Here is a 26394-nt window from a genome sequence, read left to right as displayed (position 1 = left end):
CCAACGAACCACACATGGATGCCCGGAATGTTGACACCTGATCAGTTGATGACACTCCTTGTGGACCTCGAGTCCGATCGCATCGAGCGGACCACGTCGACGAGCAACACTGACAAGTTTTCAGAAGCAGTCTGTGCTTTTGCCAACGACTACCCGAACCATCGGCAGCCGGGTTACCTGATCCTTGGCGCCAAGGACGACGGCGCATTGTCGGGTCTGGTCGTCAGCGATGAACTGCTGCGCAACCTGGCGGGCATCCGGTCCGACGGCAACGTGCTGCCGCCGCCGGCGATGTCGGTTCAGAAGTATGTTTTTCCGGAGGGAGAACTCGCTGTGGTCGAAGTGCAGCCCTCGACCTTGCCGCCGGTTCGCTACAAGGGGCGCGTGCATATTCGCGTTGGGCCGCGAAAGGGGTACGCCAATGAGCAGGAGGAACGCATCCTGTCGGAGCGTCGTGCCGCTCTGGTGACAAGCTTTGACGCACATCCACTCCGCGAAGCAGGTCTGGCTGATCTGACAATGCGTCTGTTTGACGAGTACAGGCTGCAGACGATTGATTCCCATGTCATTGAAGAAAACCATCGTACAGCACAGGATAAGCTGGCCTCGTTGCGGTGCTTTGACCTGACTGCCGGGGTGCCTACAGTCGCCGGGATTCTTCTGTTCGGGAACAATCCGCGCTACTTTCTTCCGGGCGCCTATGTTCAGTTCCTTCGGTTTCCGGGCGAGACGATGACTGATCGTCCGGATGATGCGCTCGTCGTGTCGGGTGATCTGCGCACTGTGCTGGACACAGTGCGGCAGAAGATCGTTGCCTACAACGCAATCTCCGTGCAGCAGGGTGAGGGCTTTCGTGACAAGGAGGCGCCGGACTACCCCGAGTGGGCACTTCGTGAGCTCTTCCACAATGCAGTGATGCATCGGGACTACCAGTCAAGTACGCCCATCCGGTTCTACTGGTTCGCAGATCGGATTGAAATCCAGAGTCCGGGCGGCCTCTACGGCGAGGTGACGCGCGAAACACTGGAGCGTCGCAACAGTTATCGGAATCCGGTTCTGGCAGAGGCGATGCGGTCGATGGAATTCGTCAACCGCTACGGCTATGGGATTCAGCGCGCTCAGAAGCTCCTGCAGGACAACGGCAACCCGGCTGCTGACTTCGAGATTGACGACAAGGTCTTTCTGGTCACCCTCCGCAGGAGAGCCAAGTGAGATCCATTGCCTTCTTCAACAACAAGGGCGGTGTCGGCAAGACTTCACTGGTGTACCACCTTGGGTGGATGTACGCCTCAAGGGGGTTGCGGGTGCTGGTGGTGGACCTGGACCCGCAGGCGAATCTCTCCGCGATGTTTCTAGACGATGAGCGCCTGGTGTCCCTCTGGGACGATGGCGAAAAGAGCACCGTGGTCGACAGCTTGCAGCCGCTCATGGAGCGCACCGGCGATATTGCGGCACCGCATGTAGAGGCGGTTGCCGGCAACCTGGGTCTGTTGCCGGGAAACCTGTCTCTGTCGCGTTTCGAGGATCTGTTGTCCGAAAACTGGCCCAATTGCCTGGATGGTCAGGCGGCTGCGTTTCGTGTTACGACGGCATTCCATCGAGTCATGCGACAGGCCGCAGCAGCCATGCAGGCCGAGATCATCCTGATCGATGTTGGTCCCAATTTGGGCGCCATCAATCGATCCGCGCTCATCGCAGCAGAGCAGGTAGTGCTTCCGCTCGCTCCTGACTTGTTCTCCTTGCAGGGGCTGCGCAATCTTGGGCCGACGCTGCGTGAGTGGCGCAAGGGCTGGCAGAAGCGTCTGGGCGAGCTGCCTGCCTCAGCAGGCATCGATGCGCCCACCGGGCAGATGCAGCCATTGGGCTATGTGGTCATGCAGCACGGTGTGCGTGACAGCCGTCCGGTCAAGGCTTATCAGAGATGGCTGGACCGCATCCCGCAGGTTTACCGCAAGGCCGTGCTGGATGAGCAGGTCACCGAAGCGCCGATGGTTGAAGCCGATCCGCATTGTCTGGCGCTGCTGAAACACTACCGCTCGCTTATGCCCTTGGCGATGGATGCGCACAAGCCGATGTTCTTTCTCAAGCCCGCGGATGGCGCGATCGGGGCGCACGTTGAGGCTGTGCGCCTCTGCCACGATGACTTCTTGAAGTTGGCGAAGCGCATAGCCGATGAGTCCGGCTTCGCGGTGACGTGAACCCGCGGCCCAACGCTCCCCGGTCGGATCAGTGGAGAACGTGTCGGGCACGTCGGCATCGATCGAGCGCACCCTGCAATCATTCACCACCCCAAGACCTCCTCTGTCCGACTCTCGACGCTTGCCAGCCGCGGTGCCTTCGCGCCGCGGCGGGCGTCGGATCGATCAAGGAGTTGCCCGGATGAAGCGCAGACCTTTCCTGTTCGGCCTCGGTGCGGCGGCGCTGCTGCCCGCTGCGTGGCTGGCCACGCGCGGTGAACGTGCCAACGCGCGTGAGGACGCGGCCGCTGGGCCCGCCATCGAGCGCCTGCAGAAGACCCCGGCCGAGTGGAAGGTGCTGCTCAGCCCGGCCGCGTATTCGGTGCTGTTCGAGGAGGCCACCGAGCGCGCCGGCAGCTCGCCGCTGAACAATGAGCATCGCCCCGGTACCTACTGCTGCGCGGCCTGCTTCCTGCCGCTGTTCGATGCCGCGCACAAGTACGAAAGTGGAACCGGGTGGCCGAGCTTTTTCACCCACCTGCCGGGGGTGATGGGCACCAAGCGCGACTGGAAGCTGATCTACCCGCGCACCGAGTACCACTGCATTCGTTGCGGCGGGCACCAGGGCCATGTCTTCGATGATGGCCCCGAGCCCACCGGCCAGCGCTGGTGCAACAACGGCCTGGCCCTGCGCTTCGTGCCGCAGGGTGAGCCGCTGCCGGAGCTGCGCACGTGAGCCGCCGCGAGCCGCGTTTCTCCGCCATCCACTGGGCGCCGTGGCTGGCGATCCTGCTCAAGCTCGGACTGATCGGTTCGCTGCTGGCCTCCGACGTGGTCGACGTGCAGATCAGCGAGCAGAGCCACACGCCGCCCCCGGTACCGGAGGGCGCCAGCGTCGGCGTGGCGGTCTTTGCCGGTGGCTGCTTCTGGTGCATGGAGAAGCCCTTCGACCAGATGGAGGGCGTGCTGTCGACGACCTCCGGTTATGCCGGCGGGACTCTCGAGAACCCGAGCTACGAGCAGGTGTCCGCGGGCGGCACCGGTCATATCGAAGTGGTGGAGGTGCGCTACGACCCTGCCAAGGTGAGCTACGCGCAATTGCTCAACACCTACTGGCGCAACGTCGACCCGCTGGCGGTGAATCGGCAGTTCTGCGACGCCGGCCCGCAGTACCGCAGCGCCATCTTCGCGCTCGACGACGACCAGCGCGCGCTGGCCGAGGCCAGCCGCGCCGAGCTGACCAAGCGCTTCGGCCGCGAGGTCGCCACCGAGGTGCTGCCGGCCGCGCGCTTCTGGCCGGCCGAGGACTACCACCAGGACTACTATCTGAAGAATCCGATCCGCTACAGCTACTACCGCAGCCGCTGCGGGCGCGATGCGCGGCTGAAGGCGCTGTGGGGCGAGTAGGGCGGCCGTTCTCGCGGACAGTGTCGTAGCCCGACCAATGTCGTGGGCCCGGCCGCGAGGCGTTCGCCTCCGCCGGTCGCCCATGACTTGCGCGAGCCGCCGCCGCGCCAACACACTGCCCGCGAACTTTCATGCGGGGTGCACATGGCGCAGCAGCGGGTGTCGCGAAGCGGGCTGGATGTGCTGGCGCGTGCGGCGGGGCTGGATGCGCAGGGCAGCGCACAGCTTCTCGACGATGCGCGCGCCCTGCCCACCGCCGTCGAGTGGCGACAGACGCTGCAGCGCTTCGCCGGCATCGCGGGCGTTCTGGCGCTGGGCTTTGGCGCAGTGTTCTTCATTGCGGCGAACTGGTCGGCGCTGACGCCGGGCGGCCGCCTGTGGCTGCTGCAGGGCCTGTTCCTGATTGCGATCGCGGCGGCGCTGTGGCGGCCGCCACCGCAGGTCCTCGGTCGCTCCGCCTTGCTGCTGGCCTTCATCGGCGCGGGCGCCCTGTTCGCCCTGTTCGGCCAAACCTTCCAGACCGGCGCCGATGTGTACGAGCTGTTCGTGCTCTGGACCCTGCTGGGCCTGCCCCTGGTGTTCGCGGCGCGCTGGTCGCCGGTCACCGCGGCCTGGCTGCTGGTCGGCAATGTCGCGCTGGCGCTGTTCTGCGGAGTGGTGCCGGCCCAGCATCCGCTGTGGATGCTGCTCGGCTTCGACGAGCGCAGCTGGGCCCTGCGCATGCTGATCGCGATGTTGCCGAATCTGCTGCTGTGGGGCGCGGCGGAATGGCAAGCGATGCGCGATCCGGCCCTGGAGCTGCTGCTGCCGCGCTGGCTGCGTCGCCTGCTGCTGTTGGCGGGCCTCGGCTACGGCACGCTCGCGGCCTTCGTCGCCATCCTCGACAGCCACCGGCAGGCGACGATGGTGCTGCCCCTGTTCCTGGTCTCGGCGGTGGCGGTCGGCGCCTTCTGCTTGCGCTTCCGGCGCGAGGCCCTGGGCCCGGTGGCGCTGGCCGCCAGTGCGGTGGTGCTGGGGCTGGCGGTGCTGATGGAGATCATCCCTAGCGGCGCGCAGGAGCTGTCCTTGCTGCTGCTGCCGCTGTGGGTGGTGGTGGCCTCTGGCGCTGCCGGCGTGGTGCTGGTGCCCCTGGTGAGGCGCTGGGAGGGCGACAGCCATGAAGCCTGAGACGGTGTCGGAGCGCGAGCGGCTCTGGCAGGGGCTGGTGGCGCAGGGCCGCGCACAGGGCGCGGTGCCGGCCGCCGAGCCGGAGCAGGCCTGGTACCTCGGCCTGATGCTCGGCGCCGCGGCCTGGTTCGCCGGCCTGCTGCTGATGCTGACCACGGCGCTGGTCTGGAACCTGAGCGGCAGTGAGGCCTTCCTGCCGCTGGCCCTGTTCTGGGGCGTGCCCGGCCTGCTGTTTCTTCGGGTGCAGGGCCTGGGTGTGTTTCCCTGGCAGCTCGGTCTGGCCCTGCTGATCGCCGGCGAATGCGCGGCGGTGGCAGCCATTGGCATGGCCTTCGAAGAAGCCGAGCCAACCTTGCTGGCCAGCGCGATTCTGTTCGCTGGCGTGGCGACAGTGGCGCCGCGACCGGCGGCGCGGGTGCTCAACGTCGTGGCGGCCTGCGCGGCCTGGGCGCTGTTCCTGCGCTGGAGCCTGCTGGGTGAGCCCTGGCGCTGGTACCGCATGGAAGAAGCGCGTCCCGCCCTGGGCGAAGCACTGCTGATCTGGCTGCTGTGCTGGGGCCCCATGCTCGCGGCCCTGCTGTGGATCGCGCGCAGCGAGGCGCGCTGGATGGCGACGCACTGGAGCCCGCTGCTGCGCGCTGCGCTCATCGGCCTGTGCGTGGCCCTGGCCTTTGCCACGCCGCTGGCGGATCCGCTGGCCGGCGTCTTCATCCGCGAGAGCGACGGCAGTCGCGACTGGCTGGCGCTGTGGCCGCTGCTGTCGCTGATCGCGGCCGGCGTTGCCGCGGCAGTGGCCTTCCAGCAGCGCATGCGCGCGCTGCTGGCGCTGTGTCTTGCCGGGATGCTGGTGCATGTCGCGCACTTCTACTTCGCACTGGGCGTGAGCCTGCTGGCCAAGTCGGTGTGGATGCTGCTGATGGGGGCGGGCTTGCTGGGGCTGGCGTACTGGCTGCGCGAGGACAGGCGATGAGCATCGAAACCGAAGCCGACTCAGCGCCTCGCGCCGTGGACAAACCGGCGACACGCGAGAGCATGCGGGCTCGCGGCTGGACCCTGCTCGGGGCCCTGCTGGTGCTGGGTGCCCTCAACTGGGCCTGGGCCGGCAAGGCCTGGATCATCGAGCAGGGGCGCGAAGTGCTGGTGCCGCTGGCGCCGCTCGACCCGCGCTCGCTGATGCAGGGCGACTACATGGCGCTGCGCTTTGCGCTGGCGGACCAGATCGAACACGAACGCGCGCTGGGCGCAGCGCCGTCGGACCCTGAGGGCGCGCAGTACGAAGGTGCCTTCGGTCGGGCGCCGGTCACGCTCGATGCACGCGGCGTGGTCGCTCTGGACTGGAACACTCCAGAGCCCGAGCTGGTGCTGCGCTACCGCCTGCGCCACGGCCGCGTGTGGCTGGGCACCAATGCCTTCTTTTTCGAGGAGGGCGAGGCCGAGCGATTCAATCCGGCGCGATTCGGCGTGTTCCGGGTGGACCCAGGCAGCGGCGAAGCGGTGCTGGTGGCGCTCGCGGATGAGGCGGGCAAGCGGCTGTAGCGTGGCCTGCATTCGTCGAAGAGAAACCTCGCGGCAAGCCCCACCCCCTCTCCCCCGGCCCCTCTCCCACAAGGGGAGAGGGGAGCGAAGCAGGCATAGGATGGACGCAGGCAGCGGCGAGGCGGTGCTGGTGGCGCTGGCGGATGAGAGGGGCAAGCGGCTGTAGCGTGGCCTGCGGTCGTCGAAGAGAATCCTCGCGGTAAGCCCCACCCCCTCTCCCCCGGCCCCTCTCCCACAAGGGGAGCGAAGCGTGCATAGGGTGGACCCAGGCAGCGGGGGAGCGAAGCGAAGCTTGCATAGGGTGGGCCCTGGCCCACCATGGCCTTGATGCTCGACGCACTCCCCCGCCTGGGCGATCGGCCATGGCGCTGACCCGCACGCCCGCGCCCAGCGAGCCTGCGCGGTCCGAACCTCAGCCCGAACCGCCCAGCGGCAACACCGCATCGCCTGCGCACAGCCACAGCCGATCCTGCGACATGGGCTGCAGGGCGTAGCCGCCGGTGAAGGCGCCGAAAGCCGGCAGCATCAGGCGCTGGCCGTGCAGCCAGAAGGCCGGCAGCCGCGGAGGCAGGCCGGGCTGGCGCAGGCGCAGAACGGGATGCAGATGGCCGCAGAGCACCAGCGCCTGAGGCGTCGAAGCGGCGGCCCCGGCACCCTCGTCAGGCGGCTCGTGGTGCAACCGCAGAGGGCCGACCGGTGTGCCTTCTGCCAGCAGCTGCATGCCCTCGAAGTCGACAGCGCCGCGCAGTGCGCGATCGTGGTTGCCCAGCACCGCAGCGAAACGAAGGCCTGCATGGCGATCGAGGAAATCGCGCCACTGCTGGCGCCAATGCGCATCGGATGGCAGCGGGCCATGGATCAGATCGCCCAGCACGATCACCCGCTCGGGCTGATGGCGTTCGATCAGCGCGGACAGACGCGCGAGATCCTGTGCGGTGCCGCCGGCGGGCAGTGCGATGCCGGCGCGGCGGAAGGCATCGCCCTTGCCGAGATGCAGATCGGCCAGCAGCAGGGACTTGAGCGCGGGCACGAACACCGCGCGCTCAGGCAGCAGCTGCAGCGTGAGACCGACGAGTTCCAGCGGCGCGGGGTGCGAGGCGTCACGCGGCGCGTTTGCGGTGTCAGCGCACATCCGTCCCGCTCTCCTCGGTCGTCGCCGCTGCCGCCGCCGCCGGTTCGGTGCGGCGGGTGCGGCGACCGCGCGCAGTCCGATTGGCGCGCGCCTCCAGCGCATCCGCGGCGCGTTCGATGCGGGTGCGCCAGTCCTCACTGCTGAGCGCACCCTTCTGGGTCTCGGCCCAGAGCGGGAACGACAGCGGCGTCAGCGTGTCGGGCCGGTACAGCTGCAGACGTTCACCGGCGATGCGTTCCAGCAGGGCGCCGAGCTGGGGCAGGGCGAGTTCGCCCTCCAGCACCTCGCGTTCAGCGAGCTGGAGCAGGAGGTGCTCGGGGTCGAACTGGCGCAGCACCTCGTAGATCAGGCTGCTGGAAGCCTGCAGCTGGCGCATCGAGCGGGCGGCACGGCCGGGTTGATTCGGCGGCAGCAGGCCAGCGATGCGGGCGATGTCGCGGAACTGGCGTTTGGCCAGCTCGGCGAGATTGAGCGAGGCACGCACGTCGCGTTCGAGATGCTCTCGCGACAGCAGTGCGCGCAGCAGCGCTTCGTCGATGTCGGCGCGTGGGGCGATGCCCAGCAGCAGGCCGTAGTCGTTGGCGGCGAAGCGCACGCTGGCCGCGCGCTGTTGCGCATAGCGAGCGGCCAGCAGCGCGGCCAGGCCTTCATGCACCCGTCGACCGGCGAAGGGGTACAGCGCCAGCAGCAGGCCGCCGCGTTCGGGGATCACTTCGATCAGCAGCGCATCGGGCCTGGGCAGGGCGGACAGCCGCGACTGCAGGGCCAGCATCGGCCGCGCGGCCTGCGTTTCGGCGCTGGCGTCAGCTTCGTCGGCCAGCAGTGCGCGCACTTCCGCGCCGAGCAGGGTCGACAGCGGCATACGCCCGCCCATCCAGCGCGGCACGCTGCCGCGCGCCCCGCTGGCCGCACGCACGAAGGCGGTCATGTCCTTGAGCCGAACCAGCTCCAGCAGCTTGCCGGCGAACAGGAAAACCTCGCCGGGGTTCAGGCGGCCGATGAAGCTCTCCTCGACCGCGCCGAGATCGCCGCCACTGACGTACTTCACCCGCAGCGCGCCGTCGCTGGTGATGGTGCCGATCGATAGCCGATGGCGCAGGGTCTGGCGCGGCTCGCGCAGCACGCGCAGGTCGCCTTCCTCACGCTCGACGCGGCGGAACTCGGGGTACTGCTGCAGAGCGCTGCCGCCGCGCTCGATGAAGTCCAGCACCGCATCGAAGCCGCTGCGTTCGAGGTCGGCGAAAGCCGCGGTCGAGCGCACCTCGGCAAATGCTGCATCGGGGGCGAAGCCACCGCCCGCAGCCAGGGTGACCAGATGCTGGGCCAGCACGTCGAGGCAGTGCCTCAGCGGCCGTCGCGCTTCGAGTTCGCCGCGCTGAAGCGCGCGGCGCGCGGCGGCGAACTCGACCAGCTCCAGCCCGTGCGTGGGCACGCACAGCAGTCGCGACTGCAGGCCCGGCGCGTGCCCGGCGCGGCCGGCGCGCTGCAGCAGGCGGGCGAGGCCCTTGGGGCTGCCGACCTGGATCACCTGATCGACCGCGGGGAAATCGACGCCGAGGTCCAGACTCGATGTCGCCACCACGCAGCGCAGGCGCTGCGCGCGCAGGCCATCCTCGACCTGTTCGCGGATCGAACGGTCGAGCGAGCCGTGGTGCAGTGCGAGCGTCGAGTCCTCTTCCAGCCACACCGCGGACAGCGCGCGGTGCCACAGCTCGGCCTGGGCGCGGGTGTTGGTGAACAGCAGGCTGGAGCGCGCAGCGAAGATCCGCGGCAGCACCTCATCCAGCTGGGACAGCCCGAGATGGCCGGCGAAGGGAAAGCGCCGGCCCTCGCGCGGCAGCACGGTGTCGATCTGCGGTGGGGGCTGCTTGAGCGCCTGCGCGGACACCCGCAGAAGTTGTGCGTCGGGCGACTGCGGGCAGAACGTGCGCAGGGCCTCAAAGGCATTGCCGAGCGTGGCCGACAGGCCCCAGCGGCGCAGCTTCGGATTCAAGGCCTGCAGGCGGGCGAGGCAGAGCTCCAGCAGCACGCCGCGCTTGCTGCCCAACAGCTCGTGCCATTCGTCGACGACGACCGCGGACAGGCCGGCGAGCACCTCGGCGGTGTCGGCATAGCTCAGCAGCAGGGCCAGGCTTTCGGGCGTGGTGATCAGCACATCGCAGTCCCCGCGGCGCGCGCGGGCGCGTGCGCCGCTGCCGGAGTCGCCGGTGCGCAGCTCGATGCGCAGGTCGAGGCCGACGCCTTTCGATGCGTTGCCGAGCGCCTCGCGCGTATCGGCGGCCAGCGCGCGCAGCGGGGTGATCCACAGCCAGCGCAGGCGGGGTTTGGGCAAGGGATTGCGCAGCGCTTCGATCAGCGCGCCGCCGAACACGGCCAGCGTTTTGCCGCTGCCGGTGGGGGCCAGCAGCAGGCCGGATTCGCCGGCTTCCCACGCGCGCCAGAGCTCGCGCTGGAAGCTCTGGACGTGCCAGCCGCGGGAGGCGAAGAAGGCTTCGAGGCGTGCTTCGGCGACGTGCGGGGAGAACGCTTCGGGTGCGCGTTCCCTAGTGGACGGGGCCCTCGTGCGAGGCATCAGCCGGAGCTCCATCGGGTGGTCCCTGCGGAACCCCATAGGGTGGGCCCCGGCCCACCATGGCCTTGACCTTGTTGGGACGTTTGCATGCGGCACATCGGTGGCGCGCGCAAGCGTTGCTGCCTTGCGTGACCGAGGCGAGCGTGGAGCTCATGGTGGGCCAGGGCCCACCCTATACGGGTGAGGTGGGCCAGGGCCCACCCTATGCGGGTGAGGTGGGCCAGGGCCCACCTTGTGGGCTTCGATGTCATTCGACTGGCCCGGCAGGCGCCCGCGCCAATCGTTCTGCCAGGCGACGAAGCGCGCTGAGCTGGTCCGCCTCGCGCGCAAGCTTGTCCTCGCGCCAGCGCAGGATGCGCGGAAAGCGCAGGGCGACGCCCGATTTGTGGCGGGACGACAGGTTGACGCCCTCGAAGCCCAGCTCGAACACTAGCTCGGCCTTGACCGATCGCACGGGTCCGAAGCGCTCCAGCGTGTTGGCGCGGATCCAGCGGTCGAGGCGCAGGATCTCGGCGTCGTCTAGTCCGGAGTAGGCCTTGGCGATCGGCAGCAGCTGCTCACCGTCCCACAGGGCGAAGGTGTAGTCGGTGTAGAGCGTCGCGCGGCGGCCGTGGCCGGCCTGGGCGTAGATCAGCACCGCGTCGATGCTCAGCGGGTCCAGCTTCCATTTCCACCAGGCGCCGCGCTTGCGGCCGGGCTGCCAGGGGCTGTCGGCGAGCTTGAGCATCAGGCCCTCGACGCCGCGCTCGCGGGCGCTGGCGCGCAGGGCCTCGGCTGCAGTCCAGTCCCGCACATCGATCCGCTGTGAAATGCCAAGCGTCGGCAAGCGGCCTCCGAAGACACTGTCTGGGGACTCGTGTGTTTCCGGGAGGAGCGCGCCCTCAACCGTGGCTGCGCTGATGTCGTTCGAGACTGGAGCACTTGCCTGTGCCGAAACGCCCGGTGTCGGCAGATCAGCTGAGCTCTCGACGCTTGCTCGCACCTGCGCCGTCGCGCGGGCACTACGCCGTGCGCCGACGCTCGGGGCGGCGGCTTGCACCTGCGGGTTCTCACCGGGGCTCGATCCCGTCGGGCTCTCAAGAAACAGAACCCTGAGCGATTGATCGTATTGGAGTGCTCTCACTGCCACGTTGCAGGGATGGGCGGTCGAAGACGACTCTGGCGACCCCGGTATTCGTCGCCCCCGCGAAGAGCCTGTCCTCGCGAAGGCGGGGACGGGGTCCAAGAGTAGTGGCCTCGGTCGCGAGAGGTCTGGATCCCCGCCTTCGCGGGGATGACGAACCCATGTTTCTTCGAGAACACCTGGCCCGCAATGCGGGGCTGAGAGGCTCTCAATCAGCAGGGCTTCAAGCGCGGATCGCCGCTGCGAAAGCGGCGACCCCCGCAGATCTTCCCCGCGCACGAACAGCGCGTCATAGGCGAGGAAGCGCAGCGGGCATTCGGCCAGCAGTCTGGGCCCGGGCTTCAGCCGGTTGATGCGCTTCTGCAGCTGCACGAAGGGCAGGGGAGCGCCGTCTTTCCAGGCGAGGATCTCGCCATCGAGCAGGCAGCCCTCGGGCAGACGCAGGGCGGCGGCTTCGAGTTCGGGGAAGCGGCCGTCGAGGCGCTCTTCGCCGCGCGACCAGAACACCACGCCGTCGGCCGTCCGCAGCAGCTGGGCGCGGATGCCGTCCCACTTCCATTCGAGCTGCCAGTCTTCGATCGCGCCCAGCGCCTCGGGCGGATCTTCCAGCGGCGAGGCGAGCTGGAAGGGCTGGATGGCGACGGCGTCGGCGCCGGCGGGTGCGAGCACGCGTGCCATGAACTCTGCCGCGGGCGTCCAGTCGCCGAGCAGACGCTGGGCGATCAGCGCCGCATTGACGCCAGCGATCTGCGCCAGCGCCTGCTGGACCAGGCCGGCGGACACGCCGATCCGCAGCGCGCCGGTCAGCAGCTTGTTGAAGACCAGGCGCTCCAGCTCGCGCAACTCGGCCCAGGCGGCGCTGAGCGCGCGCTGTCGCGTCTCGGCCGGCGCGCCGCGCAGGGGCAGCAGCACGTCCTCGACCCAGCTCGACAGCGCGCGCTCCCGGGGGGCAGTCGTGGGCTCGGGCAGCAGCAGGCTGAGCGTTTCGGCGAGATCGCCGACGTGGGCATAGCTGTCCTCGACCAGCCAGGGCGCGAGTCCGCTCGCGTCGCACACCCACGCCCGTAGCTCGCCGCTGCTGGCGATACGCGCGAGTTTTCGGCCGAGCAGGAAGTGCAGGGCCCAGGCGGCGTCGGCCTGCGGGGCGCGCTGGAAGTAGGCGACCAGCGCCTCGCGCTTGCGCTTCAGCGAGGTGCTGCCCTCGATCTCGCGATAGAGCCCGGCGAAGGCGCGCATCAGTTCTCGCCGCCCAGCTCGGTGGCCAGCGCGGCCGCTTCGACGCCGCGTTCGTTCAAGTAGCGCACGAACACGTCGGTGCTGCCGTGGGTGGCCAGCACGCGGCGGGCGCCGGTGGCGAGCACCGTGTCGATCAGGCCCGGCCAGTCGGCGTGGTCGCTCAGCACGAAGCCGCGATCGAAGCCGCGCCGGCGGCGATTGCCGCGCAGGCGCATCCAGCCGGACGCAAAGCCGGTGGACACCTGGCGGAAGCGGCGCATCCACGGCGTGCCGAGCGCGGACGGTGGCGCCAGCACCAGTTCGCCGGCGAGATCCTTGCCGCGCGCCTGCTCGCTGACGGCTTCGGTCGGCGGCAGGGCGATGCCGGCCTCGCGATAGATCTCCACCGCCGGCGCCATCGCCCCATGCAGCAGGATGCGTCGGCCGCGCGAACCTTCCAGCGCGCCGATCTCGGCGAGCAGACGCTGCGCCTTGCCCAGCGCGTAGCAGCCCAGCACGGCGGTCTCGCCGCGCGCCGCGCAGGCGTCCCACCAGGCCAGCACTTCTGCGGCGACGTCGCGGGTCGGGCGCCAGCGGTAGACGGGCAGGGCGAAGGTGGCCTCGGTGATGAAGGTGTCGCAGGGCACCACTTCGAAACCCGCGCAGGTCGGGTCGGGGTCGCGCTTGTAGTCGCCGGAGATGACCCAGACCTCGCCGCCGTGCTCGATCCGCACCTGCGCCGACCCCAGCACGTGGCCGGCGGGATGCAGGCTGACCTCGGCGTCGCCGAGGCGGAAGCGTTCGCCATAGGCGACCGGCTGCAGGTTCGCGTCCTCGCCCAGGCGCCAGCGCAGCAGGGGCAGGCTGTCGATGTGGGCGAAGTAGAGCGCGCTGCCGGCGCGGGCGTGGTCGCTGTGGGCGTGCGTGATCACCGCCCGCGGCACGGGGCGCCAGGGGTCGATGTGGAAGTCCCCGGCCGGGCAGTAGAGGCCGGAGGGGCTGAGCTGGATCAGGGCGCCTTGGCCGCGTCGAGACATGCGTGAAGCCTGCGGCAGCGCGCGTGTAGCCCGCGGCAAGCGTTGCTCCGGTGGCGGTCGACGCGGCTCCGTCAGCGCAGGCGGATGTAGTGTTCTCGATGAGCACTGCATCACACTTTTTCGCGGCGCCTAGGTACACTCGCGGCCTCTCTCCTCCCCACGCACGTCGGCATGCCTGCACTGCTGGAAACGCTGTTGGCCGTGCTGCTGTGCGTGGGCGTGGCCTTCCTGCCGCCCTGGCTGGTGGCATTGATCTGGCTGGGCGCCCTGGGGGCCTTCGCGCTGAGTTTCGCAATCGAGCGGCGCGGCCATCGACGCGCGCCGCATTTTCCGCGGGCACTGTCTGGACTGATGCCGCTCGCCCTGGCCGCGAGCCTGACGGCCTGGGCCCTGCCGATCCTCGGGCTCTGGCTGGCCGTGGTGCTGGGCCTGTGCGCCGCACTGCTCGGCTTCGTCCTGCACAGCCGCGTGTTCGGCTGGATGCTGCGGCCCGCGCCAGAGCTGGCGGCGCGCTATCCCTTCACCAGCGAGCATGCGCTGAGCGGCCCCGGTGGCCACGTGTGGTCACGTCTGCCCGGCAGCGGCCTGCGCTTCCGCATGGTGCCCGGCGCCAAGCCGCGTTCCTCGCAGCCGCAGGGCTGCACCTGGGTGTTCGAGGACGGCCACGTGCTCGAAGGTCGGGACCGCAGCCTGCACGTTTCGCGTGACGGTCGCTGGCTGGTGGCCCGCAGCCTGCGCAACGGCGGCGTGGTGGCGCTGGATCGACAGGCCTCAAGGCGCTATGTCTGGCAGGACGGCGCCGAGCTGTGGTCCACCGTCGAGGCGAGTGAGCGCTGGCCCAAGGCGATCGAGCACTGGCGAAGCCTGGCCGATGTGGACGAGCCCCTGCTGCTGAGGTTCGGGCTGTGGCTCAGCGAAGACGACTGCCAGCGGGCGGGGCCGGAGCGCATCGAGATTCCCGACCCTCTCGGCCGGCCGCGTCTGGCCTTTATCGCCCAGCGCGATTCTGCGCGCGTGGCGGAAGCGCTGAATCCGGCGGCGTATGCGCTGTCGCCACGCTATGAGGTCCGTCTCGACCGCGACCGCCTGCCGTTCACCGTGGCCGGACCCGACTCGGCCGTCTGGCGCGCCGACGGGGGCGCCCTGCTGCTGGTGCCGGATGACGGCGGCGGCGCGTGGCTGCACGAGGACGGCCTTGCGCCGCGGCGCGTGCCGCTGCGTTGGGATGCGCCGCATGGCCATCCCGCGCTGACCCTTGGACGCGTGCGCGTATTGGACCTGCAGCGCATCGGCATCGAGCTGAAGCAGGCGCATCCTGCGGCGAACTATCCGCAGCACTGGGACGCGGCCAGCGGCGAACTCGGGCAGCGCTTCGGCGGCAGCGTGGTCTGGGCGGAAGCGCTACCGGACGGCGCGGTCAGCTGCGTCGATGCTGTGGTGCCCGGCGAGTCCCTCCTGTGGCTGCCGCTGGACGATCTCACCGACAGCGAAAGTCGCGCTGAGGTCGAGAGTCTGGGCCCGGGCGGCCATGTCGCCGTGTTCCAGCGCCAGGCCGAGCGCTGCTGGCGCTGTCGCCTGGACGGCGAGTTGCTGCCCTTCAGTCCGCTGGCCCTGGTCCATCTGTGGTCCGACGACGGCCGCCATCTCGTGCTGCAGGCCGCCGCTGCCGGAGGCGCAGTACCGGACACCTGCATCGTGGTCGATACCTCCAGCCGCATGGTGCTCGCCGGCTCCGCGCGCGGCTTCGACCTGCGGCCCATTGCGATGCGCGAGGGCAGGCTGCAGGTGCGTCGCGTGCTGGGCCGGGTGCGAACGCCCGGAGGCCCGCTGCAGCAGGCGGTACCCGCTGCTGCGCAGGGTCCCGCCTTCCTGCAGCCGCGCCGCAACAGCTGGCTCCGTTTCGGCTGTGACCGCTATGAAGTCGGTGCGGACGGTCAGCGGCTGCTCGGACCGGTGCCGCGGCACGTGCGGGTGCGTGTGTCGCCTTCACCGCTGGCGGCATTCGATCTGCTGTACCCGGGGCCGATGGACAACTGGGCCTATCTCGAAGCCGCGCGCGGCCGCTACGACGATGCCGGCGTGCGTCCCCAGGATGCGCGCTTCGGTGCAGTCGCCTGCACCCGCGGTGGGCTCGGCTGTGCTGGATTGAGCCCGGCCATGGTGTGGTCCGCCGACGGCCGCTGGCTGCTGCTGGTGCATGCGCCCGACGCCAGTCGGCCGACCTGGACCCCTTGGCTGATCGATTCGGAGAACTCGATCCTGCATCGTCCGCATCCCGACGATCAGGGCCCCAGCGCGCTGCCCGGAATGCCCTTTTTTCTCGGCTTCCACGCGGGTGTGGCGCGCTACGAGTGGTGCGAGCATCCATGGTGGACCGCCGGCACGCCGCGGCGCAGCGGCGTGATTCCTCTGGATTCGTTGCTCGCCCGCTACGCGCGGGTCGCGCTGGTGGAGGCTGGCGGCCTGCGGGTTCCCGCTGAGCAGGCCGGCGCCCATGACTGGCGAGCCTTGGCACAGCGCGCCGCGCGCGCGGGCGGATGAGCGTGTCCGGCCCATCGGCTGCCTGGCCAAACGCGACCTGCCCCCTGTGTCTGTCGCATGCGCTGGCGGCGCTGCCGCCTGTCCGCGGTCGCGCGTATGCAGAGTGCGTGCGCTGCGGCCTCTCCTTCATGCGGCCAGCGGACTGGCCGACGCCATCCGCCGCACGTGCCGAATACGCGTTGCACCAGAACCTGCCCGGTGATCCCGGCTATCGCGGCTTCCTGGATCGTCTGGCGGCGCCGCTGTGCGAGCGCCTTGCGCCCGCGGCGCGCGGCCTCGACTACGGCTGCGGGCCCGGCCCGGCGCTGGTGGCGATGCTGCGCGAGCGCGGCTTCGACTGCCGCGGCTATGACCCCGAGTTCGCCAGGGACGTGGCCCTTCTGCAGCAGCGCTACGACTTCGTCACCTGCACCGAAGTGGCCGAGCACTTCACCTATCCGCACGCGGAGTTTCTGCGCCTGCGCGCCCTGCTTGCCCCCGGCGGCTGGCTGGCGCTGATGACGCAGTGGCGGCGCGATGGCCATCCGTTTGAACAATGGCGCTACGTGCACGATCCGACCCACGTCAGCTTCTACCGCGAGCACAGCCTGCGCTGGATCGCCGAGTGGCTGGGTCTCGCGTTCGAAAGCCCGGTGGCGAACGTGGTGCTGATGCGCGCTCCGCCGGATTGATCGCACGCTGATCATGGCGTGTCCGTCGCGGTGGGCACGCAAGTTGCTTCTGCAGTGGGAGGCGTGGCAATCACCCGCTCCGGAGCTCGCCATGGACGCGCACTACCATCTGCAGTCGCTCTCGCTGGCCATGGTTGTCGCCAGCCTGTTCAGCCTGGCCTGTCTCACGCCAGCCCTGCTGCGCCTGGCCAGCGAGTTCGGCGCCAGCCAGCGGGCCTGGTTGCTGGGTACCGCCCTGATCGTTGCCAGCGACGTTCTGTTCTTTGTCGGCTGGGAGCCGCACGCCCTCACCGCCGTGCTGACGGCGCTGGCCGGGCTGGGCATCGCCGAGTGGCTGCATGCGCTGCGTCTGTATCGTGGTGAGAGCCGCCGCCTGCGCTGGCCCTATGTGTTGATCGGCCTGGCCGGGCTGGGACTGCTGCAGGTCGAGGCCTATCCGCTCAGCGTGCTGCTGATGTCGACCCTGTTCGCCGGGCTGTATCTCGGCGGTGCGTGGCAGGCGCTGCAGATCGACACGCCGCCGCGCTCGGTCGGACGTTGGCTGCTGGTGGCGGTGCTGTCGCTGCTCGCCGTCGTCGCGCTGGTGCGGCTCGGCCTGCTGTTCTCGGGCCTGCGCTCCGGCGCACCCGCGGGATTCACCAGCGCACCGCGGGCCTGGCTGTTCGTGCTCAGTTCGATCGGGCCGGTGCTCGGCTCCTTCGCCTTCGTGCTCGCCTGCGGTGAGCGACTGGGTCAGCGCCTGCTGACCAGCAGCCTCAGCGACGGGCTCACCGGGGTGCCGAACCGCCGCGCCTTTCTGGAAGCCGTGCACCGCGCGCTGGCCGGCGCGCGCCGCCATCACAGCCCACTGGCGCTGCTGATGCTCGACGTCGACCATTTCAAGCGCATCAATGACGCAGCCGGTCACGCGGGCGGTGATCTGGTCTTGGTCGAGGTCTGCCGCCGCATCAACGCGGCGCTGCGCCCCGAGGACAGCCTCGCCCGCCTGGGCGGCGAGGAGTTCGGCGTGCTGCTGCCGGGCTGCGAGGGCGATGCCGCGCGCGAGGTTGCCGAGCGCATCCGCCGGCGGATCGCCGAGGCGCCGGTGCTGATCGAGGGCGAGCACCACCCGATCAGCGTCTCGATCGGCGTGGTGGCTTCATTGGCGGGCGAAGGCACGCCCGAGCTGCTGATGGAGGCGGCCGACCGGCACCTGTACGCGGCCAAGGCGCAGGGCCGCAACAGGGTGGTGGATGGGCTGGGGACGGGCGCCGCTGCGTAGGCGGGCGCGGAAACCGACGTGGACCGAAGGCCCTGACCGCGCGAGCGCCCTCCGGCGCCCGCGCTGTTCGGTCAGCTCGACATCACAGCCGCGCGCGCTGGGCGGCGAGGCCCTTCAGCTGGGCGCTGAAATCGCCGATGCGCTGGCGCTCCTGCATCACCACCTCGGCCGGCGCATTGGCGACGAAGTTGGCGTTGCCGAGCTTGCCCTCGCACTTGGCGATCTCGCCCTGGATGCGCTTGATCTCCTTGTCGAGGCGGGCGCGCTCGGCGTCGAGATCGACCAGACCTTCGAGCGGGATCAACAGGGTCAGCTCGCCCAGCACGGCCGGTGCGGCGGCGGGTGCGTCCGCTTCGCTGGCCAGCCAGGTCTGCGACTCCAGCTTGCACAGGAAGCCGATCTGCCGGCCGAAGCGTTCAAAGCGCGAACGGTCCGCGGCATCGCCACCGGCCAGCAGCAGGGGCACCGGCTTGCCGGGCGAGAGCTGCAGCTCGCTGCGGATCTGCCGCAGCGCGCTCACCACCTTCTTCAGCCACTCGATGTCGGCCTCGGACTGCGCGTAGTCGCTGCCGGCGCTGGCCTCGGGGTAACTGACTCGGCTGATGCTGTCGGCGCCGCGGCCCAGCTTGGGCGCCACGTGCTGCCAGATTTCTTCGGTGACGAACGGGATCAGCGGGTGCAGGGCGCGCAGCAGGGTTTCGAGCACGTGCAGCAGGGTGTGGCGGGTGCTGCTGGCGGCGTCGGCGTCCTCGCCAGTGAGCGCCGGCTTGGCCAGCTCGACGAACCAGTCGCAGAACTCGTTCCAGGCGAACTCGTACATGGCCTGCGAGGCCAGGTCGAAGCGATAGCCGGCGAACTGCGCGTGCACCTCGGCGACCATGCGGTCGAGCCGCGCCAGGATCCAGCGCTCGGCGTCGGTGCGCGGATTGGGGTGGCCTTCGAAGCTGGCCTCGCCAACGTTCATCAGCACGAAGCGCGCGGCGTTCCACAGCTTGTTGCAGAAGTTCTTGTAGCCCTCGCAGCGATTGAGGTCGAACTTGATGTCGCGGCCGTGGGTGGCGAGGCTGGCGAAGGTGAAGCGCAAGGCATCCGCACCGAAGGCGGGAATGCCCTCCGGGAACTCCTTGCGCGTGGCCTTCTCGATCTTCGGCGCGTCCTGCGGCTTCATGAGCCCGCTGGTGCGCTTGGCGACGAGATCATCGGCGCTGATGCCGTCGATCAGGTCGATCGGGTCGAGCACATTGCCCTTCGACTTCGACATCTTCTGGCCCTGCGCATCGCGCACCAGGCCGGTGATGTAGACGTGCTTGAACGGGATCTGGCCGGTGAAGTGGTCGGTCATCATCACCATCCGGGCGACCCAGAAGAAGATGATGTCGAAGCCGGTCACCAGCACCGAGGACGGCAGATAGCGATCGAAACCGCGCTCGGCCATGGCGGCCTCATCCGGCCAGCCTTGGGTGGAGAAGGGCCACAGCGCGGAGCTGAACCAGGTTTCCAGCACATCCTTGTCCCTGGATAGGGTGGGCCCTGGCCCACCATGGGCTGAAGCCTTGGCGTAGGCCTCCTCCTCCGAGCGCGCCACGATGATGTTGCCGGCTTCGTCATACCAGGCCGGAATGCGATGGCCCCACCAGAGCTGGCGGCTGATGCACCAGTCCTGGATATTCTCCATCCAGTGACGGTAGGTGTTGATCCAGTTCGGCGGCACGAACTCGATGGTTCCGTTCTCGACCAGCTCCAGCCCGCGCTTGCCCATGGCGTCCATGCGCACGAACCACTGGTCGGTCAGGTAGGGCTCGATCACCTGGCCGGTGCGGTCGCCTCTGGGCACCATCAGCTTGTGCTTCTTCTCCTCCAGCAGCCAGCCTTCGGCTTCGAGGTCGGCAAGCACCACCTTGCGTGCGGCGAAGCGGTCGAGGCCACGGTACTTCTCCGGCCCGTTGTCGTTGATCGCGGCCTCATCAGTGAGGATGTTGATCATCGGCAGGCCGTGCCGCTGGCCGACCGCATGGTCATTGAAATCATGCGCCGGCGTGACCTTGACGCAGCCGGTGCCAAAGGCCTTGTCGACGTAGGCATCCGCGATGATCGGGATCTCGCGGTTCGACAGCGGCAGGCGCACGGTCTTGCCGATCAGGCTGGCGTAGCGCGCGTCTTCCGGGTGCACCATCACCGCGGTGTCGCCGAGCATGGTCTCGGGGCGGGTGGTCGCCACCACAAGGTAGTCGCGGGTTTCTCGCAGGGTCTCGACGCCCTCGGCATCGACCTCGACGTGCTCGTAGCTCACGCCGTCCGCCAGCGGGTAGCGGATCGACCACAGCCGCCCTTCCTCTTCCTCGCTGACCACTTCGAGGTCGGAGATCGCGGTCTTCAGCACCGGGTCCCAGTTGACCAGCTTCTTGCCGCGGTAGATCAGGCCCTGCTCGTAGAGCTTCACGAAGCACTCGATAACGGCCTCGGACGGCATCGGGTCCATCGTGAACACGCTGCGCGACCAGTCGCCGGAGGTGCCCATGCGCCGCATCTGCCGCTCGATGGTGTCGCCGGATTCCTGCTTCCAGGCCCAGACGCGCTCGATGAAGCCGTCGCGGCCCAGGCTGTCGCGGGTTTCGCCCTTGCCCTCGAGCGCGAGGTTGCGGCTCACCACCATCTCGGTGGCGATGCCGGCATGGTCGGTGCCCATCTGCCACAGGGTGTCGTAGCCGCGCATGCGGTGGTAGCGCACCAGCGTGTCCATCAGGGTGTGCTGGAACGCATGGCCCATGTGCAGGGTGCCGGTGACGTTCGGCGGCGGCAGCAGGATGCTGTAGGCGGGGCCGGTGCCGGTCGGCTTGAAGCAGCCGCTCTGTTCCCAGCGTGCGTACCAGCTCGACTCGAAATCCTGCGGGTTGAAGCTCTTGTCCATGCGCGCGTTCGATGGGGCCGGCAGCGCAAGCCTGCGCGCGGCGCCCGCTCCGGGGTGGTAAGGGGGGCGCCAATTGTAGGGGAGGGGGCTGGAGCCCGAAAGCGCGCAGCTGCAGGCCATGGAAACGCTGCGGGTGTCGACCATGGCCGCATTCGCCCGGCTCGGTCAGGCGGGTCCCGCATGCTAGACTTCGGCGGTTTTCTGCCCGCGCCTGCGCCGCTTCGGGAGAAGCCGCGCACGTCGCCGGGTTGGCCCACCACACGAGGGTGCACATGCCCAAGCTTGCCCAGCGCATGGGGCGCGCGAAGCCCAGCGCGATCATGCAGATCGTCGAGAAGACCCGGCAGATGAAGGCCGCCGGCCGCGAGGTCATCAGCTTCTCGATCGGCGTGCCGAATTTCCTGCCCGGTCCGCATGTGTATGCCGCCGCGCGCGAGGCGCTGGAGCACGACAGCGGCCAGTACGGCAGCAACCGCGGCCCGGATGCGCTGCTCGATGCCTTCCTGAAGCACATCGGCGCAGCCGGTCTGACCGGCTACCAGCGCAAGCACTGCGCCACCGGCATTGGTGCCAAGCACATCCTCTACAACCTGGCCGAAGCCCTGCTCGATCCAGGCGACGAGATCGTCTTCCCCTCGCCCTACTGGACGACCTACGCCGACATCGCCGAGATCGTCGGCGCACGCGCTACCGCGCTGCCGTGTCCGGCCAGCCAGAACTACAAGCTGACGCCGGAGCAGCTGGATGCCGCGCTCGCGCGCGGGCCCAAGGTGTTCCTGTTCAACAATCCGTCCAACCCGACCGGCATGGTCTACAGCGGCGAAGAGATCGCCGCCATCGCCGACGTGGTGGCGCGGCATCCCGACGTCTGGATGATCTGCGACGACATCTACCACCGCATGGTGTTCAGCGGTCAGAGCTACCACAACGTGCTGCACTTCCGCCCGGAGCTGGCGGACCGCGTGATCTTCGTCGACTCGCTGTCCAAGACCTATGGCATGCCGGGCTGGCGCGTGGGCTTCATGGCCGGGCCGGAGTCGGTGGCGCAGGCGCTGACCACGCTCAACTCCAACCACATCACCAACGTGCCCGAGGTGGTGATCGCCGCCGCCATCGCGGCACTGTCGGGGCCGCAAGACGTGCCGGCTGCCAAGGTGCGCGAGTTCGAGGCCAAGCGCGACCAGGTGCTGGCGGCGCTGGCGCAGATCCCTGGCGTGGTATGCCCGAAGCCGGAGGGCGCCTTCTACGTCTTCCCCGACATCGCCTGCGCCTTCGGCCGCCGGCACGGCGATCGCGTGATCGCCAGCGACGTGGATTTCTGCGCGGCCCTGCTCGAAGCCAAGGGCGTGGCCTGCGTGCCGGGCTCGGCCTTCGGCGAGCCACGTGCGCTGCGCATTTCCTACACCTGCCCGGATGAGCAGCTCACCGAGGGTCTGAAGCGCATCCAGGCTTTCTTCGCGGAGCTTGCGTGAGCGCTCGCGTCTGGCTGCTGCTCCTTGCGGCGCTGGTGGCCATCGGCTTCTGGCGCTCGGGGCGGTCGCTCGACGCCGCCTTGAACAGCCTGCCGGGCGCGGGGGATCCCTCTCGCGTGGTGATGGTCAGCGCCGAGTGGTGCGGCTATTGCCAGAAGCAGCTGGCCGAGTTCCGTGCCGCCGGCGTGCGCTTCACCGAGCTCGATTTCGACACCGCTGCCGGACGTGATGCAGTCGAGGCCCTGGGCGGTCGCGGCGTGCCGACGACCGTCATCGGCGACGAGATCATCCATGGCTACAACCGGCCGGCGCTGCAGCAGCACCTCGCGGTGCTCGGCTACGAGATGCGCTGAGGCCAGTCATTGCCCCAGCGATGCAAGTGCAGACCTTCCACCCACCCCAGAAGACGACACAGGACCCTCCCATGAAGACCCCCGTCCGCGTTGCAGTCACCGGCGCCGCCGGCCAGATCGGCTACTCCCTGCTGTTCCGCATCGCTTCCGGCGAGATGCTCGGCAAGGACCAGCCGGTGATCCTGCAGATGCTCGAGCTGCCGATGGAGAAGGCCCAGGCGGCGCTCAAGGGCGTGATGATGGAGCTCGAAGACTGCGCCTTCCCGCTGCTGGCGGGCATGGTCGGCACCGATGATCCGGAAGTGGCCTTCAAGGATGCGGACGTCGCCCTGCTGGTCGGCGCCATGCCGCGCGGCCCGGGCATGGAGCGCAAGGATCTGCTGCTGAAGAACGCCGAGATCTTCACCGTGCAGGGCCGCGCCCTGAACAAGGTCGCCTCGCGCAACGTCAAGGTGCTGGTGGTCGGCAACCCGGCCAACACCAATGCCTACATCGCGATGAAGTCGGCGCCGGACCTGCCGGCGAAGAACTTCACCGCGATGCTGCGCCTGGACCACAACCGCGCGCTGTCGCAGCTGGCCAACAAGGCCGGCGTGGCCGTGGCCGACATCGAGAAGCTGGTGGTGTGGGGCAACCACAGCCCGACCATGTACCCCGACTACCGCTTCGCCACCGCCGGCGGCGCCTCGCTGAAGGACACGATCGCCGACGAGGCCTGGAACCGCGAGACGTTCATCCCCAAGGTCGCCAAGCGCGGCGCGGCGATCATCGAAGCCCGCGGCCTGTCCTCGGCGGCTTCGGCAGCCAATGCGGCCATCGACCACATCCGCGACTGGGTGCTGGGCACGAACGGCAAGTGGGTCACGATGGGCATTCCGTCGGACGGCAGCTACGGCATTCCGAAGGACGTGATGTTCGGCTACCCGGTCACCTGCACGAATGGCAAGTACGAGATCGTGCAGGGCCTCGCGATTGACGAATTCTCGCAGGAGCGCATCAACTTCACGCTCAACGAGCTGGAAGAAGAGCGCGCCGGCGTGGCGCATCTGCTGGGCTGAAGCCTGCACCGCAGTTGTCCCAGGAAAGGGCGGCCAAAGGGCCGCCCTTTTCGCTTCCAGCGCTGTGAGGCCCCGGGCTCAGCCCTGCCGCGACCTGCTCTGACGAATCCCGAATCCCGAATCCCGATTCCCGGCCCTTCAGACCAACGTCGACAGGCGCGCCACCCCGCATCGGTCTAGGCTTCGTGAATCCCCTGCGGAGCACCGGCCATGCGCTACGACGACCTCTATCGTCACTCGATCGAACAGCCTGAGGCCTTCTGGGCCGAGGCCGCCAAGGCCATTGATTGGGAGACGCCACCACAGCAGATCCTCGATGATTCCAGGCCACCGTTCCGGCGCTGGTTCGTCGGCGGGCGCACCAACCTTTGCCACAACGCGATCGACCGCCATCTGGCGGCGCGCGCCGATCTGCCCGCTCTCATCGCGGTCTCGACCGAGACCGGAAAGCGCCAGACCTGGACCTACGCGCAGCTGCATCGGGCGGTCAGCCAGTGCGCCGCGACGATCCGTTCGCTCGGCGTGGGGGAGGGCGACCGCGTGGTCATCTACATGCCGAACACGGGCGAGGCGGTGATCGCCATGCTCGCCTGTGCGCGCATCGGCGCGATCCACTCGGTGGTGTTCGGCGGCTTTGCCGCCCACAACCTCGCCCTGCGCATCGACGACGCCCAGCCCAGGCTGCTGATCTGCGCCGATGCCGGCCTGCGCTCGGGCAAGGTGATCCGCTACAAGCCGCTGGTCGACGCCGCGCTGGCCGAGGCGAAGCATCCGCCGGCGCAGGTTCTGGTGATGAACCGCGGGCTCGATGCCGACATGCCGCGTACGGCGGGGCGTGACGTTGATTACGCGGAGGCCTCGGCGCCCTTTGTCGAAGTGACGGTTCCCGTGGTCTGGCGCGAGAGCAACGAGCCCAGCTACCTGCTCTACACCTCGGGCACCACCGGCAAGCCCAAGGGTGTGCAGCGCGATACCGGCGGCTACGCGGTGGCGCTGGCCCTGTCGATGCGCACCGTGTTCGACGTCGGTCCCGGCCAGGTGATGTTCTCGACCTCGGACGTCGGCTGGGTGGTCGGCCACTCCTACATCGTTTACGGGCCGCTGATCGTCGGCGCCACCACGATCGTCTACGAGGGCTTGCCGACCACGCCCGATCCCGGCATCTGGTGGGAGCTGTGCGCGCAATACGGCGTGCGCACGCTGTTCTCGTCGCCGACGGCGGTGCGCGTGCTGAAGAAACAGGATCCGTCGTGGCTGAAGAAGCACGACCTGTCGGCGCTGAAGTGGCTGTTCCTGGCCGGCGAGCCGCTCGACGAGCCCACCGCGCGCTGGATCAACGAGGCCCTGGGCGTACCGGTCATCGACAACTACTGGCAGACCGAAACCGGCTGGCCGGTGCTCTGCCTGCAGCCGGGGCTGGAGCTCAAGCCCACGAAGTTCGGTTCGCCCGGCCTGCCCAACCTCGGCTTCAATCTGAAACTCATCAATGAGGTGAGCGGCGAGCCCTGCGGCGCGGGCGAGAAGGGCGTGCTGGCGATCGTGCCGCCGCTTCCGCCCGGATGCCTGAGTACGGTTTGGGGCGACGATGCGCGCTTCCTCTCCAGCTACTTCAGCCATTTCAAGGAGCTGCTGTACAGCTCCCTGGACTGGGCGATTCGCGATGAGGACGGCTACTACTTCATCCTTGGTCGCACCGACGACGTCATCAATGTCGCCGGCCATCGCCTGGGCACACGCGAGATCGAGGAATCCGTGTCCGGCTGCGGCGTGGTCGCCGAGGCCGCGGTGATCGGGGCGGCCGACGAGCTGAAGGGCCAGGTGCCGGTCGTGTTCGCGACGCTCAGGGGGGGCGACGGCGCCGATCGGCGCGCAGCGGCGGAGGCGATGATGCGTCAGGTGGTGGAACAGTTGGGCGCAGTCGCGAAGCCGGCGCGCGTGTACGTCGTCGATGCGCTGCCCAAAACGCGCTCAGGCAAGCTGCTGCGGCGTTCGCTGCAGGCCCTGGTCGAGAGCCGCGATCCGGGTGACCTGTCCACGCTGGATGATCCGTCGGCGCTGGAAGCCGTGCGTGCCGCCCTCCTGCGCGGACCGGATGTCGGCTGAACTTCGATTCGCCGAGTCTGAAAGCACGAAGGGCGTCCCGCTGGACGCCCTTCGTGCTTTCCATGGCTGAAGTCGCGCCTAGAGTTCAGTCACACTGTAGAACGCGTGATCGCCGATCAAGGCGACCGGAGTGCCCTGCGCCCAGTTGGGGCGTTTGACAAGATCGTTGACCAGGAAGTGGCTGGCACCTGGCACGACCTGCCGGCGGTTGCCGCTGGGCTTGCTCCAGTCCCGCAGGGCGTCGAAGGCGATCGCCGCAGCGCGCTCCCAGGCTTTCGGGTTCTTGATGACGAACCTGCCAGAAACCAGCGTGGGCGCGAACTGCCGGGGTGCAGTCACCACCTCGCAGACCGAATCGCCCCAACGCCCGTCTTCCAGGCGACGCAGCGCGACTTCGGCAACCGCGCGCTGGCCGAGGATCGACTGGTTGCGGGCTTCAAGATAGATTGTGGTGGTAAGACACAGAGGATCGGCGACGGGCTGCGGCAGCACGTTGGCCAACCAGAGGATCCAGGCCAGTTTCATGCGGACTCCTGTTCCGTTGCGTCGACGTCAGAACCACACCGTCCGCATCGCCACTTGGGCGATTGGTGAAGCTGCGGGGGAGGGGAGCTACGCCGACATGGCGTTGAAGGTCACGCCTGACGGGGGCAGGAAGGGC

The 26394-nt window shown here is 68.8% G+C and carries 18 protein-coding genes and 3 pseudogenes; 14 read left to right on the top strand and 7 right to left on the bottom strand.

The features are described 5' to 3' along the window. Window positions 1–27: 27 nt before the first annotated feature. From Q0654_RS14860 to Q0654_RS14830, 7 genes are all read left to right on the top strand, one after another. The gene (locus Q0654_RS14860; RefSeq protein WP_298855173.1) at window positions 28–1212 is read left to right on the top strand and encodes an ATP-binding protein; all 1185 of its coding nucleotides are present in this window, start codon (window positions 28–30) and stop codon (window positions 1210–1212) included. Next, the gene (locus tag Q0654_RS14855; protein WP_298855171.1) at window positions 1209–2198 is read left to right on the top strand and encodes an AAA family ATPase; all 990 of its coding nucleotides are present in this window, start codon (window positions 1209–1211) and stop codon (window positions 2196–2198) included. The genes Q0654_RS14860 and Q0654_RS14855 overlap by 4 nt, the downstream gene beginning before the upstream one ends. 181 nt (window positions 2199–2379) lie before the next feature. Further along, the gene (msrB, locus tag Q0654_RS14850; protein ID WP_298855170.1) at window positions 2380–2913 is read left to right on the top strand and encodes a peptide-methionine (R)-S-oxide reductase MsrB; all 534 of its coding nucleotides are present in this window, start codon (window positions 2380–2382) and stop codon (window positions 2911–2913) included. Then, entirely contained in the window at window positions 2910–3584 is a 675-nt protein-coding gene (gene msrA / locus Q0654_RS14845; protein ID WP_298855168.1) for a peptide-methionine (S)-S-oxide reductase MsrA, read from the top strand. Before msrB ends, msrA begins: the two co-directional genes overlap by 4 nt. Before the next feature lie 144 nt (window positions 3585–3728). Further along, on the top strand, window positions 3729–4751 hold the full coding sequence (locus tag Q0654_RS14840; RefSeq protein ID WP_298855166.1) for a DUF2157 domain-containing protein: 1023 nt from the start codon (window positions 3729–3731) through the stop codon (window positions 4749–4751). After that, window positions 4741–5721, top strand: coding sequence for a DUF4401 domain-containing protein (locus Q0654_RS14835; protein ID WP_298855163.1), 981 nt, complete (start codon window positions 4741–4743; stop codon window positions 5719–5721). Before Q0654_RS14840 ends, Q0654_RS14835 begins: the two co-directional genes overlap by 11 nt. After that, window positions 5718–6287 (top strand): GDYXXLXY domain-containing protein, encoded by a 570-nt coding sequence (locus Q0654_RS14830; RefSeq protein WP_298855160.1) that lies wholly within the window; start codon window positions 5718–5720, stop codon window positions 6285–6287. The genes Q0654_RS14835 and Q0654_RS14830 overlap by 4 nt, the downstream gene beginning before the upstream one ends. 412 nt (window positions 6288–6699) lie before the next feature. Here the strand turns inward: Q0654_RS14830 and pdeM are convergent, their stop codons facing one another. From pdeM to Q0654_RS14805, 5 genes and pseudogenes are all read right to left on the bottom strand, one after another. Beyond that, window positions 6700–7419: a ligase-associated DNA damage response endonuclease PdeM gene (pdeM, locus tag Q0654_RS14825; RefSeq protein ID WP_298855157.1), complete on the bottom strand. Its 720-nt coding sequence runs from the start codon at window positions 7417–7419 to the stop codon at window positions 6700–6702. A gap of 76 nt (window positions 7420–7495) precedes the next feature. Next, window positions 7496–9991, bottom strand: a pseudogene (locus Q0654_RS14820) (ligase-associated DNA damage response DEXH box helicase); the annotation flags it as partial. 247 nt (window positions 9992–10238) lie between these two features. Then, window positions 10239–10790, bottom strand: a pseudogene (locus tag Q0654_RS14815) (ATP-dependent DNA ligase); the annotation flags it as partial. Between the two features lie 543 nt (window positions 10791–11333). Next, a pseudogene (locus Q0654_RS14810) lies at window positions 11334–12350 on the bottom strand (ATP-dependent DNA ligase); the annotation flags it as partial. Beyond that, on the bottom strand, window positions 12350–13366 hold the full coding sequence (locus Q0654_RS14805) for a ligase-associated DNA damage response exonuclease (RefSeq protein ID WP_298855154.1): 1017 nt from the start codon (window positions 13364–13366) through the stop codon (window positions 12350–12352). The gene Q0654_RS14805 and the pseudogene Q0654_RS14810, both read right to left, overlap by 1 nt. Before the next feature lie 171 nt (window positions 13367–13537). Between Q0654_RS14805 and Q0654_RS14800 the strand changes: the two genes are divergently transcribed. The 3 genes from Q0654_RS14800 to Q0654_RS14790 all read left to right on the top strand — a co-directional run bounded on the left by Q0654_RS14800 (window position 13538) and on the right by Q0654_RS14790 (window position 17839). Further along, on the top strand, window positions 13538–15907 hold the full coding sequence (locus Q0654_RS14800) for a hypothetical protein (RefSeq protein ID WP_298855151.1): 2370 nt from the start codon (window positions 13538–13540) through the stop codon (window positions 15905–15907). 179 nt (window positions 15908–16086) lie between these two features. Beyond that, the gene (locus tag Q0654_RS14795) at window positions 16087–16578 is read left to right on the top strand and encodes a class I SAM-dependent methyltransferase (RefSeq protein WP_298855148.1); all 492 of its coding nucleotides are present in this window, start codon (window positions 16087–16089) and stop codon (window positions 16576–16578) included. 91 nt (window positions 16579–16669) lie between these two features. Further along, complete coding sequence (locus tag Q0654_RS14790) at window positions 16670–17839, top strand: GGDEF domain-containing protein (protein WP_298855145.1); 1170 nt, start codon at window positions 16670–16672, stop codon at window positions 17837–17839. A gap of 82 nt (window positions 17840–17921) precedes the next feature. On the opposite strand, the gene Q0654_RS14785 is transcribed toward Q0654_RS14790, so the two are convergent. After that, on the bottom strand, window positions 17922–20747 hold the full coding sequence (locus Q0654_RS14785; RefSeq protein WP_298855142.1) for a valine--tRNA ligase: 2826 nt from the start codon (window positions 20745–20747) through the stop codon (window positions 17922–17924). A 272-nt stretch (window positions 20748–21019) separates the two neighbouring features. On the opposite strand from Q0654_RS14785, the gene Q0654_RS14780 reads away from it, so the two are divergent. The 4 genes from Q0654_RS14780 to prpE all read left to right on the top strand — a co-directional run bounded on the left by Q0654_RS14780 (window position 21020) and on the right by prpE (window position 25733). Continuing rightward, entirely contained in the window at window positions 21020–22219 is a 1200-nt protein-coding gene (locus Q0654_RS14780) for a pyridoxal phosphate-dependent aminotransferase (protein WP_298855140.1), read from the top strand. Continuing rightward, the gene (locus Q0654_RS14775; RefSeq protein ID WP_298855137.1) at window positions 22216–22572 is read left to right on the top strand and encodes a glutaredoxin domain-containing protein; all 357 of its coding nucleotides are present in this window, start codon (window positions 22216–22218) and stop codon (window positions 22570–22572) included. Before Q0654_RS14780 ends, Q0654_RS14775 begins: the two co-directional genes overlap by 4 nt. 71 nt (window positions 22573–22643) lie before the next feature. Further along, window positions 22644–23630 (top strand): malate dehydrogenase, encoded by a 987-nt coding sequence (locus Q0654_RS14770; protein ID WP_298855134.1) that lies wholly within the window; start codon window positions 22644–22646, stop codon window positions 23628–23630. Window positions 23631–23840: 210 nt separating this feature from the next. Further along, entirely contained in the window at window positions 23841–25733 is a 1893-nt protein-coding gene (gene prpE / locus Q0654_RS14765) for a propionate--CoA ligase (RefSeq protein WP_298855131.1), read from the top strand. A gap of 78 nt (window positions 25734–25811) precedes the next feature. On the opposite strand, the gene Q0654_RS14760 is transcribed toward prpE, so the two are convergent. Next, window positions 25812–26258: a cell wall hydrolase gene (locus Q0654_RS14760; protein ID WP_298855128.1), complete on the bottom strand. Its 447-nt coding sequence runs from the start codon at window positions 26256–26258 to the stop codon at window positions 25812–25814. Window positions 26259–26394 lie beyond the last annotated feature (136 nt).

Source organism: uncultured Aquimonas sp., from assembly GCF_937888285.1.
Lineage (GTDB): Bacteria > Pseudomonadota > Gammaproteobacteria > Xanthomonadales > Xanthomonadaceae > Aquimonas.
This window is presented reverse-complemented; position numbering and strand designations above follow the sequence as displayed.

What these genes read in the sequence shown, in the direction of transcription:
- pdeM (WP_298855157.1), bottom strand. Translation starts at nt 7,419, where the DNA reads ATGTGCGCTGACACCGCAAACGCGCCGCGTGACGCCTCGCACCCCGCG.
- Q0654_RS14780 (WP_298855140.1), top strand. Translation starts at nt 21,020, where the DNA reads ATGCCCAAGCTTGCCCAGCGCATGGGGCGCGCGAAGCCCAGCGCGATC.
- Q0654_RS14840 (WP_298855166.1), top strand. Translation starts at nt 3,729, where the DNA reads ATGGCGCAGCAGCGGGTGTCGCGAAGCGGGCTGGATGTGCTGGCGCGT.
- Q0654_RS14805 (WP_298855154.1), bottom strand. Translation starts at nt 13,366, where the DNA reads ATGTCTCGACGCGGCCAAGGCGCCCTGATCCAGCTCAGCCCCTCCGGC.
- Q0654_RS14785 (WP_298855142.1), bottom strand. Translation starts at nt 20,747, where the DNA reads ATGGACAAGAGCTTCAACCCGCAGGATTTCGAGTCGAGCTGGTACGCA.
- prpE (WP_298855131.1), top strand. Translation starts at nt 23,841, where the DNA reads ATGCGCTACGACGACCTCTATCGTCACTCGATCGAACAGCCTGAGGCC.
- Q0654_RS14830 (WP_298855160.1), top strand. Translation starts at nt 5,718, where the DNA reads ATGAGCATCGAAACCGAAGCCGACTCAGCGCCTCGCGCCGTGGACAAA.
- Q0654_RS14860 (WP_298855173.1), top strand. Translation starts at nt 28, where the DNA reads ATGTTGACACCTGATCAGTTGATGACACTCCTTGTGGACCTCGAGTCC.
- Q0654_RS14760 (WP_298855128.1), bottom strand. Translation starts at nt 26,258, where the DNA reads ATGAAACTGGCCTGGATCCTCTGGTTGGCCAACGTGCTGCCGCAGCCC.
- Q0654_RS14790 (WP_298855145.1), top strand. Translation starts at nt 16,670, where the DNA reads ATGGACGCGCACTACCATCTGCAGTCGCTCTCGCTGGCCATGGTTGTC.
- Q0654_RS14835 (WP_298855163.1), top strand. Translation starts at nt 4,741, where the DNA reads ATGAAGCCTGAGACGGTGTCGGAGCGCGAGCGGCTCTGGCAGGGGCTG.
- Q0654_RS14770 (WP_298855134.1), top strand. Translation starts at nt 22,644, where the DNA reads ATGAAGACCCCCGTCCGCGTTGCAGTCACCGGCGCCGCCGGCCAGATC.
- Q0654_RS14800 (WP_298855151.1), top strand. Translation starts at nt 13,538, where the DNA reads ATGCCTGCACTGCTGGAAACGCTGTTGGCCGTGCTGCTGTGCGTGGGC.
- msrB (WP_298855170.1), top strand. Translation starts at nt 2,380, where the DNA reads ATGAAGCGCAGACCTTTCCTGTTCGGCCTCGGTGCGGCGGCGCTGCTG.